General features: G+C 41.8%; 12 protein-coding genes. 3 read left to right on the top strand and 9 right to left on the bottom strand.

The features are described 5' to 3' along the window. Window positions 1-14 precede the first annotated feature (14 nt). The 5 genes from ABWV72_RS01670 to ABWV72_RS01650 all read right to left on the bottom strand — a co-directional run bounded on the left by ABWV72_RS01670 (window position 15) and on the right by ABWV72_RS01650 (window position 7,107). Complete coding sequence (locus tag ABWV72_RS01670; RefSeq protein ID WP_353368416.1) at window positions 15-908, bottom strand: CPBP family intramembrane glutamic endopeptidase; 894 nt, start codon at window positions 906-908, stop codon at window positions 15-17. A gap of 144 nt (window positions 909-1,052) precedes the next feature. Continuing rightward, window positions 1,053-2,516: a carbon starvation CstA family protein gene (locus tag ABWV72_RS01665; protein ID WP_216048675.1), complete on the bottom strand. Its 1,464-nt coding sequence runs from the start codon at window positions 2,514-2,516 to the stop codon at window positions 1,053-1,055. 209 nt (window positions 2,517-2,725) lie between these two features. Beyond that, window positions 2,726-4,909: a TonB-dependent receptor family protein gene (locus tag ABWV72_RS01660; RefSeq protein WP_353368415.1), complete on the bottom strand. Its 2,184-nt coding sequence runs from the start codon at window positions 4,907-4,909 to the stop codon at window positions 2,726-2,728. Between the two features lie 258 nt (window positions 4,910-5,167). Then, window positions 5,168-6,088: a glutaminase gene (locus tag ABWV72_RS01655; RefSeq protein ID WP_216048677.1), complete on the bottom strand. Its 921-nt coding sequence runs from the start codon at window positions 6,086-6,088 to the stop codon at window positions 5,168-5,170. A 41-nt stretch (window positions 6,089-6,129) separates the two neighbouring features. Beyond that, entirely contained in the window at window positions 6,130-7,107 is a 978-nt protein-coding gene (locus ABWV72_RS01650) for an LLM class flavin-dependent oxidoreductase (RefSeq protein ID WP_353368414.1), read from the bottom strand. A gap of 305 nt (window positions 7,108-7,412) precedes the next feature. Between ABWV72_RS01650 and ABWV72_RS01645 the strand changes: the two genes are divergently transcribed. Continuing rightward, window positions 7,413-8,189 (top strand): AsmA family protein, encoded by a 777-nt coding sequence (locus tag ABWV72_RS01645; protein ID WP_216048679.1) that lies wholly within the window; start codon window positions 7,413-7,415, stop codon window positions 8,187-8,189. Between the two features lie 370 nt (window positions 8,190-8,559). Further along, the gene (locus tag ABWV72_RS01640; RefSeq protein ID WP_353368413.1) at window positions 8,560-9,495 is read left to right on the top strand and encodes a 3-hydroxyacyl-CoA dehydrogenase NAD-binding domain-containing protein; all 936 of its coding nucleotides are present in this window, start codon (window positions 8,560-8,562) and stop codon (window positions 9,493-9,495) included. Between the two features lie 86 nt (window positions 9,496-9,581). On the opposite strand, the gene ABWV72_RS01635 is transcribed toward ABWV72_RS01640, so the two are convergent. The 3 genes from ABWV72_RS01635 to leuC all read right to left on the bottom strand — a co-directional run bounded on the left by ABWV72_RS01635 (window position 9,582) and on the right by leuC (window position 12,397). Continuing rightward, the gene (locus tag ABWV72_RS01635) at window positions 9,582-10,241 is read right to left on the bottom strand and encodes a dienelactone hydrolase family protein (protein WP_353368412.1); all 660 of its coding nucleotides are present in this window, start codon (window positions 10,239-10,241) and stop codon (window positions 9,582-9,584) included. A 111-nt stretch (window positions 10,242-10,352) separates the two neighbouring features. Further along, window positions 10,353-10,961, bottom strand: coding sequence for a 3-isopropylmalate dehydratase small subunit (gene leuD, locus ABWV72_RS01630; protein ID WP_353368411.1), 609 nt, complete (start codon window positions 10,959-10,961; stop codon window positions 10,353-10,355). A gap of 20 nt (window positions 10,962-10,981) precedes the next feature. After that, the gene (gene leuC / locus ABWV72_RS01625; protein WP_342805549.1) at window positions 10,982-12,397 is read right to left on the bottom strand and encodes a 3-isopropylmalate dehydratase large subunit; all 1,416 of its coding nucleotides are present in this window, start codon (window positions 12,395-12,397) and stop codon (window positions 10,982-10,984) included. 570 nt (window positions 12,398-12,967) lie between these two features. On the opposite strand from leuC, the gene glpK reads away from it, so the two are divergent. After that, a complete protein-coding gene (gene glpK, locus ABWV72_RS01620; protein ID WP_353368410.1) occupies window positions 12,968-14,452 on the top strand; it encodes a glycerol kinase GlpK in 1,485 nt (494 codons plus the stop codon). 133 nt (window positions 14,453-14,585) lie between these two features. Here glpK and ABWV72_RS01615 read toward each other — a convergent pair whose 3' ends face one another. Next, on the bottom strand, window positions 14,586-15,365 hold the full coding sequence (locus ABWV72_RS01615) for an immunoglobulin domain-containing protein (RefSeq protein WP_353368409.1): 780 nt from the start codon (window positions 15,363-15,365) through the stop codon (window positions 14,586-14,588). Window positions 15,366-15,594: the final 229 nt, after the last annotated feature.

Below are 15,594 nucleotides of genomic sequence, written 5' to 3'. Positions count from 1 at the left end.
TTTATTGAGGTTTTTTAGGTTTTAGCTCGGCGTAATCTCAGCCATTGAAAAACACCTATTCCAATGGCTAATATTATAAGGTTAATAATGCCGTTTTCAGGCCCGCCAGCGCCACCATTTAACCACACTTCAGAGGTTGGAATTAAGCGAATAATTAACGCTGCAGTATCCACATCTACGCCTGTAATTGGGATCTCAAAACCACATCCGAAAAACCAATTCCAACCAGCATGCCAACCCATTGCCGACCATATATTGTTTGTATAGAGGACCAATGAGCAGGCAAATACGGAAAACAGGAAGGAGCCCACCGCGACATACCAAGCAACACTTGAATCAAAGTGCAGTAAGGTAAATAGCAATGATGACAATGTGATGCCGATCAGAAGGTTAGACTTGCGAGTAATAGCAGAGAGTAACCAGCCCCTAAATAAAAGCTCTTCAGCACTTGATTGTATACAAAAGCCAATCAGCAATAGGAATATCATCCCTAGTTCGGATGTTGAAGACCACGCCGGGAAAATCGCATCTAACTGATAACCGCCTGCCAGCGCGATTAAAAAAACGATTGTGCCGCTCATGGCAATCCCAAAAAATAGGTATCGAGGGAAGGTAGTGGTTGCCTCTTGGATAGATAAGCCAATACTAACTAGCGGACGTTTCTCAACATAACACGTCCATAGGCTAACAATCGCGATCATAAGGGCGAAGGGTAAAAGTAGAAAAAGTAACAGTCCATATGTGCCAGCGAAGTCACCTTCATCGGTCATAAAGCCCAAGCTGGTAAGAAGTAGGTGGAAAGGCAATACTGAGCCAATCACAAATACTGCACCAATAATTGGACAAAGTGCTGCCCATGGGATCCATCCGTTGGCCTCGACATCAGAATAAAGCTTGTTTGTGTGCAATTTAAATCCCTTCAGAGTATATGGAGCTAGGTTAAGTTGAAACTAACGAATAAAACTCTTTTATCTCTTTTACGGTAACTGTGACGAGTTCCATCTCGTCCTACTTTATTCTAAAATTGCCGGCAATATCGTTTTATTATTTAGTTATCCTTTAACAGCTTTGTATTTATTGTGCATAAACACCAATAGAACAAAGCCAACTAGCACCACTCCAGCGCCTATTGGGCGTCCCAAATCAGCAGACAAATTAAACCCAATTGCAGCTGTCATGATGTAAGAAATAGTGACTCCGGTGGTGATCACAGCAGGAATACTGGCGATCCAATGAAATGTGCCTCTGTCGAACAAATATTTCGTGGCCAGCCACAACACGCTGGTAGACAACAACATATTTGAGAACGCAAAATAACGCCAAATTACGGTGAAATCGAGTTTCGTCATAAAGTAAGCAATAGCCAAAATAGGCACAGCAAGTAACAGACGATTGCGAATGCTCTGAGGAATATTAAACGCATCAACAATGGTTAGGCGCAACGAGCGAAACGCTGTATCACCCGATGTAATCGGGAACACCGCCACTGCAACAATGGCCATAATACCGCCAAATACGCCTAAGTAGCTATTTGCAATGTGGTTAACCACCAATCCTGGACCACCCGCATCCAGCATAGCTTTGAGACCCGCATAGCCTTCCGGGAAAGCGGCAATACCTGCTAACGCCCATACACAAGCAACAATGCCTTCACACATCATAGCGCCGTAATAGACAGGTCTTACGTATTTTTCATTGGTTAAACAGCGGGCCATAATGGGTGCTTGTGTCGAGTGAAAGCCACTGATAGCACCACAAGTTATAGTCACAAACAATAATGGCCAAGTGGGCAAACCTTCGGGGTTAGGGGCTAAAAAGTCGTGAGCATGGTCAGCTTCAAAATAAGCTAAGAAGTCGCCAGCGATAGGTAGATGGGGAGCATCGATTAACAACGCAATGGCAATCATAGACGTCATAACGATCATTAATAATCCAAATATGGGGTAAAACTTGGTAATGATCTTATCAATAGGCAAAAGTGTGGCGAGAAAGTAATAGCCTAGGATTACTAGTACCCAAAAGGTATTATTGGCCAAAAAGGTATCTTGGAAAGCGTCTAGGTTACTCAATAAACCTGCTGGGCTCATGATAAAAACCACGCCAACAAAAAACAGTAACATAGCGGTGAAAATAAGCATTAAACCTTTAAATACTATGTTGAAGTAGTGCCCCGCGATTTCCGGTAAGCTTTTGCCATCTTCCTTTATGCTCATCACTCCAGAGAAATAGTCGTGAACGGCACCACCTAAAACATTACCTAACACAATCCAAACTAGTGCGACTGGACCGTATAGTGCACCTAGGATGGGGCCAAAAATTGGACCTACACCGGCAATATTCAAAAACTGAATTAAAAACGCCCGAACAGGGTGAACAGGAACATAGTCGACCCCTTCGCTAAAACGCGTTTGCGGAGTGGCAATATTGGGATCTATGCCGGCCTGTTTTTCAACAAATGGGCTATAGAATTTGTAGCCGAGGAGCAATATAGAAATACAAATAAAAAAGATGATCATTGCTGTGAATATCTCAGTTTAGGTTTTTTGAAAAAGAGCACAGTGATCGCACTCCGCCTTCATTTTTTAATAATTTATAATAGGTTGAATGTAGTGGGAGATAATAACAAAGTCGAACATAACAGAAAACGGAAAACACGCTTAATAGAATTTAATCAACAAAAAGGGCTAACCATGTTAGCCCTTACAATGCATAACTTACAACGAAATTAGAAGGTATAAGTATAACCAAGGGTTGCTGATTGTGGTTTGCCTGCAAATACAGAGCCATGCACTCGTGTGGTTATGTACGTTTCGTCGAGTAGGTTATCCACGGTTAAGTAAAGTTCAGATGCATCATTAATAAAGTAACGAGCCGATAAATCAATAATAGTTCTAGCGTCAATTAACTCATTTGCAGGAATAGCACCTTGTCCTGCTTTAGTACGCATTTTTGACGTGTAGCGACCCGCTAGTGTTACTTGCCAAGAATCGGCTAGTACACCAACAGAAAGATATAACTGATCATCAGGTAAGTAGGTTAACGAGTCACCCTTTTGAACGTCATCCCAACTTTCAAAGTCTGATGAGAAGTCTGAACCAAACTCTGCACTGGTGTAGGTATAAGCTAGTCTTACCGGGAAGCTTATACTGTTATTTTGGTTAAACTCATAACCTAAACTCAACTCTAAACCACTAACTTCAACTTCCCCGGCATTGTACTGGCTACCTATGTTGTCATCGTCACAACCCTGAGCTGCAGTGCAGTTACCGTGCATGTTGCTGTAATCTCCAATAAATACAATCGCCTCAGAGTTAAATGCATTTTGGTTGTAACGAAAACCCGCTTCGTAGTTCCAACTTTCTTCTTCTTGACCATCGGCATTTCCAGGTGCCGCGGGTGAAAACCCTTTTTGCATGCCCGCCAATGCAATCAGAGAGGGGGTTACTTGATAAGTTGCCGATAAAGAAGGCAATATCGAGCTAAAGCTGTTTTCTATATCTGTATCAGCCATCCCGCTGCGACCCGGATTAGTTTTTCCCCAATCTAAGCGTTTAGTGGTGACATCTTCAAAGCGAAGACCAGCGGTTATTGCAAAATCACCTAAAGTGATACGGTCTTGTATAAATATTGCCCACGCTTCAGCACTGTCAATACGGTTTGAATCTGTTCCTGGGACTCCACTAGAAATACGAGTCATGATTTGGGTTGTATCTAATTGGTATGTGTCAGCCCACTGGTAACGATCCATCTCATCTTCATGGTAGCGCACGCCAAACGCAAGCTCATGATTTTCAGTGTAATAATTGAGTTCAGACTGAATGCCTTGTGATAAATAATCACGATTGTTAGCTTTGACGCCAACTTCAATTGGTGCGGTATTGAGACCCTGATCAAAATCAGCGGCAGCTTGAATGCCACCACTACTTAGACTTTTACCATCAATACTATACGCTTTGTACCAATTACGGTGAAAATCATTGAAGTAAGCGGTTGTACTTAATACTGCATCTGGATTGAATTCAATCATGTGACTCAACTGAATCTGTTTGTGCTCAGTGTTCATCTGATCTTTTTGTGATGCTGAATAACGCACAAATGGTGTAGTTGCATAGTCTTCGTCAGTTAATCCCATGTAGGTTTCATCTGATACTTCATCTGCATATTTCAGTTTTAGCTCAAAAATTTGTTGATACTTAGCCGACTTGTTTGATTTGAAACGAATTTTTGTCATAACATCGTTTTTTACAAAACCGGTGTCGCCGCCAACACCATTGATATCGCGGAAACCGTCCGCTTGGTAACGGTAAACTTCGCCTACTGCATCAACACGTTCACCTTGACCACCTGCATACGCATGTATTTTACCGAAGCCATCTTGACCGGCGGCAATATCAATTTTACCGGCTAAAGCTGCCTCTGGAATTTCACGAGAGAGCATATTGATTACACCACCAGTGGTACGTGGGCCATATTTAACCGTAGAACTACCTTTTAATATTTCAACACTTTGCATACGACCGGAAGTCGGGAAGTAATAAGCCGCCGGAGATGCATAAGGTGCGGGGGCAGCTAATATGCCGTCTTCCATGATAGTGATTTTTTCAGAACGGTTTTGGCCGGTGCCACGCATTCCTAAATTAGGACGTAGGCCATAACCATCTTCTTCTTGAACATACACTCCAGGGACTGTGGCTAAAGACCGCATAATATCTGTGTACTTAAACTTATCGATTTCAATTTGGCTAATTACGTGAGCGCTACCTGGTACCGTGTTGATGGGATTCTTACTACCAAAAATATGCATTTGCTCAATTTCGGTGTCTACAGCGTTATCGTCTGCAACCGAATCAAATGTAATTAATAAAGCACTTGCGATTATGCTTAAGCACAAAGTGTTTGGCTGGTTCATTAAAAGCTCCGATACAATGAATATATTAATGTAAATAGAAATTATTCTTGTTTACATTGTGGTGGCGAGCATTTTACTTAAGCAAATCTCAAAAGCAACATTACGCAAAGAGCTATTTGTAATTTAATATTCTAATGATTGTAATTAATAATAGGATTGAGTGAAAAATAGGACTTGCATCAATTTTAATGATGATTTTTAATGTTTTTTCAACGACTCACGAATAGTGATTCGCAGCATTATTGTTTAGCTCAGTGGTTATTTTCCAAAGACAGACCAGCCGGTTTTATTGGCCAGCAGTTCCAATGCCATGGTACCGAGTTTACTATTACCGATATCATCGAGACCGGGTGACCAAACGGCAATCGAGGCATTTCCAGGGGCAACAGCAAGAATACCGCCGCCTACACCACTCTTGCCTGGTAGTCCGACTCGAAAAGCAAATTCACCTGAGCCATCATAATGGCCGCACATCAGCATCAAAGCGTTGATACGTTTGGCTCGTTGTGCAGAAACCACCGTGTAGCCGGTTATTGGATTAATGCCATTGTTGGCTAAAAATAAGCCGGATTTTGCCAGCTGAGTGGTGTTCATAGCAATTGAACAGTGATGGAAATAGGTGCCTAGCACTTGTTCAACAGGGTTTTCAAAGTGTCCAAATGAAGCCATGAAATAGGCCAGAGATGCATTTCTGGCTCCTGTTTCTAATTCAGATTTTGCCACTTTTTCATCAATAGCGATGCTGTCATCATCTGCAACATAGCGCATAAAATGTAAAATTTCGGCTAACACTTCCTTAGGTTCATGGCCTTGCATAATCAGATCTGCAATAGTGATTGCACCGGCATTGATAAAAGGGTTTCGGGGTTTACCGTGTTCATGTTCAAGTTGTACGATTGAATTAAAGGGATCACCTGAGGGTTCTCTACCCACTCTATGCCAAATATTATCCCCTAACTTACCTAGTGCCAGTGTTAAGGTGAAAACTTTGGATACGCTTTGAATCGAAAATAAAGTATCGGCGCAGCCTGCTCGGTAAATTTCACCGTTGGTTAAGGCCACGCTGATGGCAAATTGATTAGGGTCGACTTTAGCTAATTGAGGAATGTAGCTGGCGACTTTACCTTTATCTTCAATGGCCATCATTTGTTCGGCAATTTCGTCGACAATACTTTGCAAAGATATCTCCAATTATTTGCGGTTGGCGTTTTTTGCTTGCTTTACATACTATCTCGCAATTCTGCCATTAACCTAAGGCTTTTTAACCGAGCGTCGGAATCATGAATCGGAAATGACACTATCAATTCGTCGATGCCTGTTTTTTCAATAAAGTCAGTCAACTTTGCTTTTATCGATTCTTTTGTTCCAACTAATGCGTATTGTAGAACGTGCTCGACATTGTACATGTCAGCAATACTCCAATGAATTTTGTCTACAGGTTTAGGGAACGGAGTGTTGGCACTTGTACGCATCTGCAGAAATTTTTGTTGGACCGAAGTATATAAATAAGTTGCTTCTTCTTCTGTATCCGCCAGCACAGCCATTACCCCTGCCATTGCATAGGGTTTAGGGTTGTCAGTGGTTGCTTTGAAGTTACCTCGGTAGCTCTCTAAAGCTTGAATTAACTGATCAGGAGCAAAATGAGAGGCGAATGCGTAAGGCAATCCAAACTCTGCGGCTAGCTGTGCACTGTATAAGCTGGATCCCAGCAACCATAAAGGAATATTGGTATCTTGGCCTGGTACTGCCAATACAGGTTGAGCTTGCGGACCTAAATAGCTTTGTAACTCACGAATATTTTGTGGGTACTGATCAGCTCCAGAACCACCTTGGCGTCGCAATGCCATAAGGGTTTGCATGTCGGTTCCCGGCGCACGTCCTAAACCTAAATCAATACGATCGCCATAGAGCTCTGCCAAAGTACCAAATTGTTCCGCAATGATTAACGGTGCATGGTTAGGGAGCATAACTCCGCCACTTCCAATTCGAATTGATTTTGTGGCTGCACCAATATTGGCAAGTAATACTGCAGTAGCCGAGCTGGCAACACTTTTCATACCGTGGTGCTCTGCTAACCAATATCGCTTGTAGTTATGCTTTTCAGCTTCTACCGCCGTTGTACGAGCCATATTTAATGCGTCAGAAACGGTTTTGTCTTCGCCGATGGTGGCCAAATCTAATATCGAAATCGGAATCATGTTAATTATCTAGTCATTGAATCGGTACTAGGATTATTGCGGCACAAGAAGACGTTTACAAGGAGGCGAATGGTAATATCAGCGCAGAACTAAGCCGTTGTCTATAATATTCAAAATAAGCAAAATCAATAGAGCTAGATGGAAGCCTGTGGCGTTGATAAAATTAGCAAGTAATCTGTTGGGAGGAATCGCTATCGTTTCGTTGGCTTTCAGTCGTTTTCACAGTTGATCCATATTTGAATGGTGATATTGTGGTTGTTTAGAGGGCGAATAACCCGTAACCAAATATACATGAGAAGAAACTAATGAAAAAAGGACTAATCGTTTTTGCAATTATTATCCTGCTTATAGCAGGCGGCGCTTGGTATTTGTTAAGTGGTGCGGGGGACTTTATACGTGTTCAGATTGAACAGCAAGGCTCCAAATATCTTGGCACACCGGTATCGGTTTTCAAAGTCGATTTAGCCTTGGGCGAAGGTCGTTTGACGATTAGCGATATAGATGTTGAAAATCCAGACGGTTTTAGTGATGAGGATGCGTTTAGTGTTGAGAACATTACTTTAGATTTAGGCGAAGTGCTAAGTGAACCTTATGTCGTTCAAACTGTAAGCATAAACGCACCAGAAGTACTGTACGAAGTAGATGAAAAAGGCCAAGGAAATTTACTGGTCATTAAAAATAATTTGACTGCCAACCTACCTAAATCAGAAGGTCAAGCGTCTACTGAACCAGGTGCCAATCCGTTAATAATTGTGGAAAATGTGACGGTTAGCAATGTGCGTTTAAAACTCGATTTTGAAAAACTCTCCACGGGAGATTTTAAAATTGAGCAAAAAACTTATGAGATTACTTTACCTACCTTTAACGCGGGTCCTATTGGTCAACCCAATGGCATACCTGCCGACCAAGCTGGTGTTGCGATAGTAAATGCAATGCTTGATAACATCATTGCTAAAGCGAAATCTGAAGCAAAGAATAAGTTAGCAGAAGAAGCCAAAAAACTAGCGCAAGAAAAACTTGATGAAGAGAAAGACAAACTTACCGAGAAAGCCAAAGATAAACTTAAAGGTTTGTTTAATTAAGCTTGGTAAAACACTCTTTAAATAGTCTAAAAGGGTCAGATTGAATTTAAATCTGACCCTTTTTTTATCGCTATAAATCGATATTTGATTATGTGACAACCCCTCACTTTTAGCCATTTACTGATGCAGCTAAATACCAATTTTCAGTCTCAAATAACTAGAGGAAGTGAATGCTAACTTCGGTATAAGTCTCAGAAAAAAAAGAAGATTATATAAAACCTAGATGTAAATAGTTGGTGAATGCCTTATAGTGACGCTCGCATTTTCAACGATTCTTAAAATCAGGCATCCAACAAAAATGCATTCGTTGTTAGATTATTAGTGTCAATTTTTGTCACTTACCACAGGCACTCTTTTTATAAGGATCGTTATGAAATTCGCATGTATTGGACTAGGTAATGTTGGTCGTTCATGGGCTGTTACTTTTGCACGGGCAGGTTATCAAGTTCGTTTATGGGATAAAGATCCAGAATCTTTAGCAAAAGCCTATTCGCTTATACGCAAAGCACTAGAAGACTTAACCACAGTGGATCCAGATTTTGATGTGCAAAAGGCTTTTGCTAATGTGCACCTTGCTGAAACTATGGCGTTGGCGGTTGAAGATGCCGATTATGTACAAGAAAGTACGGCTGAAAACGTTAACGTGAAGGTGCAAGTGTTTAATGCGTTGGGGGATTTGGCTCCGGAAAAATGCCTATTAGCTAGCTCCACATCAGCGATTCCGGCCTCTGAATTTTTAGCATCGGTAAGTTATCCGCAACGCTGCCTTATTGTTCATCCTGTTAACCCTCCACATATTATTCCCTTGGTGGAGTTATGCGCATCGCCTTGGACCAGTCCTGAAGTTGTCCAGCAAGCTAAGTCTATGATGGAGCAATTGGGCCAATCGCCGATTGTATTAAACAAAGAAATCGATGGTTTTGTGCTTAATCGACTGCAGTGGGCCTTACTTGGTGAAGCTATGCATTTGGTTGGTGAAGGATACTGTTCAGTTGAAGATATCGATAAAGTGTTAACTAAAGGTCTGGCTTTACGCTGGGCACTTATGGGACCTTTTGAAGTGGGGCATCTTAACGCGACTAAGGGTTTAGAAGGTTACTTTGATGTACTCCAAGACGCGCTAAAACGTGTGCAAGGTAGTCTTAAAACAGATTATCCACCGAATAGTGACTTAGTCTCACAGGCCCATGATGTTATGGCTAAACGAATACCGGTAAACGAAATCGAAAACTATCAATCAGCAAGAGACCAACGTTTATTGAAACTGCGTCAGCATATTGATGGGACGGGTTGCAAAAATACCTAAATGAACCTAACAGCAAGCATTGAATACATGCTCTTCACGACTGTATTCAATGCGACTTATTGAGCTTAATCACTACTTGGGTTTAACTACGCGAGGTTCTTAGACAAAAAGTCGACCGTTCTGGTAAATGCTAACTCCGCACTTTTTTGATGATAACTAGCGCGGTCAACACAGGAAAATCCATGATTGGCTTCGGCATAAACATAAATAGGTTGTTGTGGATTAGCTGCACGAATCAATTCAATATCTTGTTGGCAAACATAAGGGTCAACTTCCCCAAAATGAAACAGCATAGGACAGCTAGGTTGCTTGCTTAAATGATCTGTAATTGCCGTTCCGTAATAACTCACCGCGCAGGTTGGTGATAATTCGTTAGCACTTACGTACGCCAAAGTACCTCCCATGCAATATCCTAGCACCGCAATTTTACCATCTACTTTAACGGCTTCCATCGCAGACTTAATATCAATTAGCATATCTTGTTGTTTGGATTTGCCCATCAGCTCGACACCTTTTTCGACATTAGCATAATCGAGAACAATGCCTGGCTCTAGTCTGTCAAACAATGAAGGCACTATGGTTTTATAGCCCAATTCAGCAAATTCCCGTGCTACCGATTTTAGATGTTCGGTGATGCCGAAAATTTCCTGAATGATTACCAAACCCGCTTTCGGATTTTCAGGCTCGGCAAGATAGGCGGTAAATTCATGGCCATCTTCAGCGGTTAAATTTATATTTTTGTTCACAGCGTTCACCTTTTATAACGTCAGATACTTTTAGCTCAATTTATCCAATGTGCATACTATTAAGCCGCATTGAAAAGCGGCGCAATTAAGGATTTCAGTTAAGCAAAATCCTTAGTTCCATAACCAAGGTTGCGTTTGGCTTTGTTTATTCTCGAATGCGCTTATATCGTCTATGTCCATTGTCAGTTGTCTGGATATTTCATCTAAACCTGAGATCAACATTTGCTTATGTGCAGCTCCGATTTCAAAGGTTATGTTACTCTTCCCCTCAACTTCGATGCTCTGGGTCGCAAGGTCGATAGTGATAGGTTTTGTTTGGGCTGCGTTATCTAACAATATTTTAATCTGTGATTCTGATAACACTATGGGTAATAACATATTGTTAAAACAATTCGAATAAAAAATCTCACCGAAACTTTGTGCGATAACGCACTTTATTCCATAGTCTGTAAGCGCCCAAACAGCGGTTTCTCTGCTTGAGCCACAACCAAAATTATTGCCGGCAATGAGAATCTTTGTTTTAGAAAATTGTTGCTGATTTAATACGAAGTCGGCTTTTGGTTGGCCCTGACTATCAAATCTTCGATCATAAAATAAACATTCATGCATCCCTTGTTTGCTCAGACGAGTTAAGAAGCGTCCAGGGTAAATAACGTCAGTGTCTATGTTGTCTTCAGGCAACGCCGCAGCGATTCCCGATATTTGTTTAAAGCCTGTCATCTTTGAGTTCTACTATGCTATTAAATAAGTTCACGGACGTCTGTTATTTCACCCGTAATTGCCGCGGCTGCTGCCATGGCTGGGCTCATTAAATGGGTACGTCCGCCGACGCCTTGGCGTCCTTCAAAATTTCTATTTGAGGTTGAAGCGCATCGCTCGCCCGGCTTTAGTCGGTCATTGTTCATCGCCACGCACATGGAACAGCCTGCAGCTCTCCATTCAAAACCTGCGCCCATGAAAATTTGGTCGAGGCCTTCAGCTTCCGCGTGAGCTTTTACTTCACCTGAGCCTGGGACTACAATTGCCAACACATTTTCGGCAACGCTTTTTCCGATGATAACCTTGGCCGCTGCGCGCAAGTCTTCAATCCGACTATTAGTACAAGAACCAATAAAGACTTTGTTTATCTTCAATCCTTTAATTTCAGCATTGGCTTTGATATCCATATAATCTAGGGCTTTTCTCCAACTTGCCTCAGTGGAGTCGTCTTTAGCATCAGCAAGTTGTGGAATTTTATGGCTAATTGAGATGGTGTGTTCAGGGCTGGTCCCCCAACTGACATAAGGTTCAAGGTTATCAATGTCGATCTCAATTTCAGCGTCGAATATTGCATCGCTATCACTGGGTAAGGTGCGCCAATAGTTAACTGCTTGATCCCACAAGTCGCCTTTGGGGGCCATAGGACGATTTTGCAAATAGTTAAAAGTCACTTCATCAGGTGCGACCATACCAACACGTGCGCCGGCTTCGATTGTCATATTGCAAAGCGTCATGCGCGCTTCCATGCTCATTTTTCGGATCACATCACCAGCGTATTCAATGGCATAACCTGTTCCACCGGAAACTCCTAACTTAGCGATAGTCGCAAGCGCCATATCCTTAGCGGTAACATGCAATGGTAATTCACCGCTGAAGGTAATACGCATTGTCTTTGCTTTCACTTGGTTTAGGCATTGAGTAGCGAACACTTTTTCACATTCACTTGCGCCTATTCCAAATGCTAGGCTACCAAATGCACCATGAGTTGCGGTATGAGAGTCACCGCATACCAAAGTAGTGCCAGGCAATGTAAAGCCTTGTTCTGGACCCACGATATGCAAAATCCCCTGACGCTTATCGTTTACTGAAATGTAGGGCATTCCTGTATCTTCGACGTTATTTTCCAACGCAATTAACATCGCTTTTGCTTGTGGATCTGCTATGTGCTGTCTGTTGTTGCTGCTGGGTATTGTGGTTGGTAAAACGTGATCTACCATCGCCAATGCTTTTGCTGGTTGGCGTAATTTAGCACCTCGTTGCTTTAATGATGCAAAAGAAACTGGCGTGCTAACTTCTTGAACAAGATGGCGATCGATGTAAATTAGGCAAGTATCATCCTCATTTTGCTTAACGACGTGGCTATCCCAAATTTTGTCATACAGTGTTTTACTACTCACTTTTAATCACCTGTTAAAGAATGTACTGAGGTTAAGGAACTATGCAAACTGGCGACATTCGACTAGAGACCCTGTTTAATTTGCAGAGCGGGTCGTTGAGCTATGTCTATGGTTAATTGCTGACTTTTTATTGCTTCTTTTATCGATTTATCTGGATTGAGTACATCACCGTAACTTGGCAAGATTGCGCTAAATTGGTGTTCATTAGTACGGCTGAAAATAGGCAAATGGAGCTGTAGATGATCGCCCTAGTTATCGGAAACCGTTGTTATGTAAACAATTTTGTGGATGGAGTCTACCTGAAACTTAGCGCTTTAAGTAGCAATGCGTACCATCTGGCTATGTCCATTTCGTATAATATATTTAATTCACGTTAAGCTGAGTAGAGTAGCAGTTACTTTCATTGGCGTGCTGGCATGTATGCCAAATCAACCAATTTGAATTTTGAAATGGCATACAATGAAGTTGCTAAAGCACTTTATAACGCTAAAATTAATGGACTGCACAAATTAGAGGTTTGTCATTCATCGGGTACTTTTTCGATGTCCATTTTTGCCAAGGAGAATCGCGGTGCAAAACTATATTATGGCTATCGATCAGGGAACTACCAGTTCAAGGGCGATTTTATTTTCATTGGATGGCAAACCTTGCTTTATTGCGCAACAGGAGTTTAGTCAATCCTATCCTGATGATGGATGGGTAGAGCATGATCCTGAAGAAATTTGGCAAAGCGTCCTGAAAACCTGTAAAGACGTTATTGTTGAAGCACAGATTGACGTTTCTCAAGTCGTTTCTATTGGTATAACCAATCAACGAGAAACGACAATAGTGTGGGATAAAAAAACCGGAAAAACCCTGTATCCTGCAATAGTGTGGCAAGACCGGCGAACTTCCTCAATCTGCAAGCAGTTCAGTGAAGATTCCCAGCTAGTAGAGCATATCACCGACACTACGGGATTATTATTAGACCCTTATTTCTGCGCAACTAAAATTAAATGGATATTGGACAATGTAGAAGGAGCGCGCGAAAAAGCTGAATCTGGTTTACTTGCTTTTGGCACCGTTGATACATTCTTAATTTGGCGGTTGACCAAAGGACGCTGCCACTACACAGACGCAACCAATGCCTCTCGCACTATGTTGTTCGATATTCATAAGCAACAATGGGATCCACAACTTTTAAAAACATTCGATATCCCGCAATCAATCTTGCCAACAGTATTAGACAGCGCTGACGAGTTTGGTAAAACGAATCCTACATTGCTGGGCAAAGCTATCCCTATTCAAGGAGTTGCAGGGGATCAACAGGCAGCGCTGTTTGGACAAACTTGTTTTAAAAAGGGCATGGCAAAAACAACCTATGGCACTGGTTGTTTCATGGTGTTGAATACCGGTTTAACACCGCTTAAATCTCATAATCGACTATTAACAACGGTCGCTTATCGGTTAAACGGTGAAACAACTTACGCTTTAGAAGGCAGTATCTTCATGGCTGGCGCTACGATTCAGTGGTTGCGCGATGGCTTGCAACTAATCAAAGAGGCGTCTGAAACTGAATCGCTGGCGAAGATGGCCAGTCCGAACAATAGTGTATTTTTGGTGCCGGCGTTTACTGGCTTGGGTGCGCCTTATTGGGACCCTGATGCGCGCGGAGCTATTTTAGGTTTAACCCGTGATACAGGTATTAATGAAATAGTCGCAGCAGGTTTACAGTCAGTGTGTTATCAATCAAAAGATCTGCAAAAAGCCATGGAAAGTGATGGTGCCCGTGCAACCAACCTTCGAGTTGACGGCGGAATGGTTAAGAATGATTGGTTGATGGGTTTTTTAGCTGACATCTTAGGAGCAGAGGTGGATAGACCTGAAATTACTGAAACCACTGCGTTAGGAGCAGCCTATTTGGCCGGATTACAAGCGGGTATCTACAAATCTTTAGATGAACTGAGTGCACAGTGGCGATGCGAACACACATTTACGCCAAGGTTCTCTAAACAAGAAAGGGACCATGCTTATTCTTTATGGCAACAAGCGGTGAATCGAATTCGCTGTGATTGAATGCTAAACCCTTGCACACAGATCCATCTTAATGCTGTTAGACAGGCAATAAATTGCCCATGCTCATCGCTTTTTATCCTTAAGTGGGCGTGATTTTGCCACTTAATTTCATGTGTTTTTGGCCTATTACCTACTAATAGTTTCTAGAAACAAAGCTATACGCTTTATTCGCTTGTTCAATTGTATTGGTCACCTGAGAAACCGTTGATTCTATCGTTTCCTTGTCGGCATCTTCAAACATGTAGTCTGTTACATTGTTATAGATGGATTTGCCGGAGAATGATTCAATCGCCATATCGGCAGCGGCAAACGCCACCCCTATGGGCCCCCCATAAACAAATCCACCCAATAATTCAGATACCGGATCCACACTGGTATGGGATGTATTTTGGTAAATATCAGAGACAATAGGAATGTGATTTAGAATGTTAATAGTATCAAAAAAATCATCCATGCCTAAGCCATCTTCACCTATTACATAATTTGAAATATCTTGAATTGAACCCAACAAGGTAGTGTCAGAATTTAACGCGCTTAAGTCAGTGGTGCTTACTTCCGGCTCGGCAGAAATAGCGGCAGTCGCACTACTGAAAAGGTTGGCACTGAGACTACTCAATAAAGAGGTTTGTAGGTTCGCAATTGAATCTAGTGACGTCAGTTGAGATAAAGAGTCTTCAGTAAATTGATCTAACCCAATAGCTGAAAAAAGACTTTTCTGAATGCTGTCAATTGCTGAATCCATGTTGGCGTTTTCTTCAGTGGAGTTATCACTGTCGTTTTGCTGCATCAGTGACATTAAACCACCAAACACCTGATTGATTCCTTCTGAGCTTGCTGAGGATTCACTTGCAGAAGGTGTTTCAACGGCGGTGCTTAAACCTAAGTTATTTTGCAATGTATCTATGACATTCATGGGTAATGACTACTCTTAATTTACGCATTTTGGATGGAGTTTTGTAGATGCTGATAGGCTAAAATCGTGCCAAAAATTTAGCCAAGTATCATATACTTAAACAACTTGGCTGAAATTCTATTTACATTAAAAGCGCTAGTGTAAAGTTTTAGTAAAGGTACTAAAGTGATTTATTTTTTCGGTAAAATAACCTCAGAATTTGGCATGTGAGAGGCAATTCTAATCATAA

It is taken from the genome of Aliiglaciecola sp. NS0011-25, assembly GCF_040370605.1.
GTDB classification, from domain to species: Bacteria; Pseudomonadota; Gammaproteobacteria; order Enterobacterales; family Alteromonadaceae; genus Aliiglaciecola; species Aliiglaciecola lipolytica_A.
The sequence above is the reverse complement of the archived record's forward strand: the minus strand, read 5'-3'. Positions and strand labels throughout refer to the sequence as shown.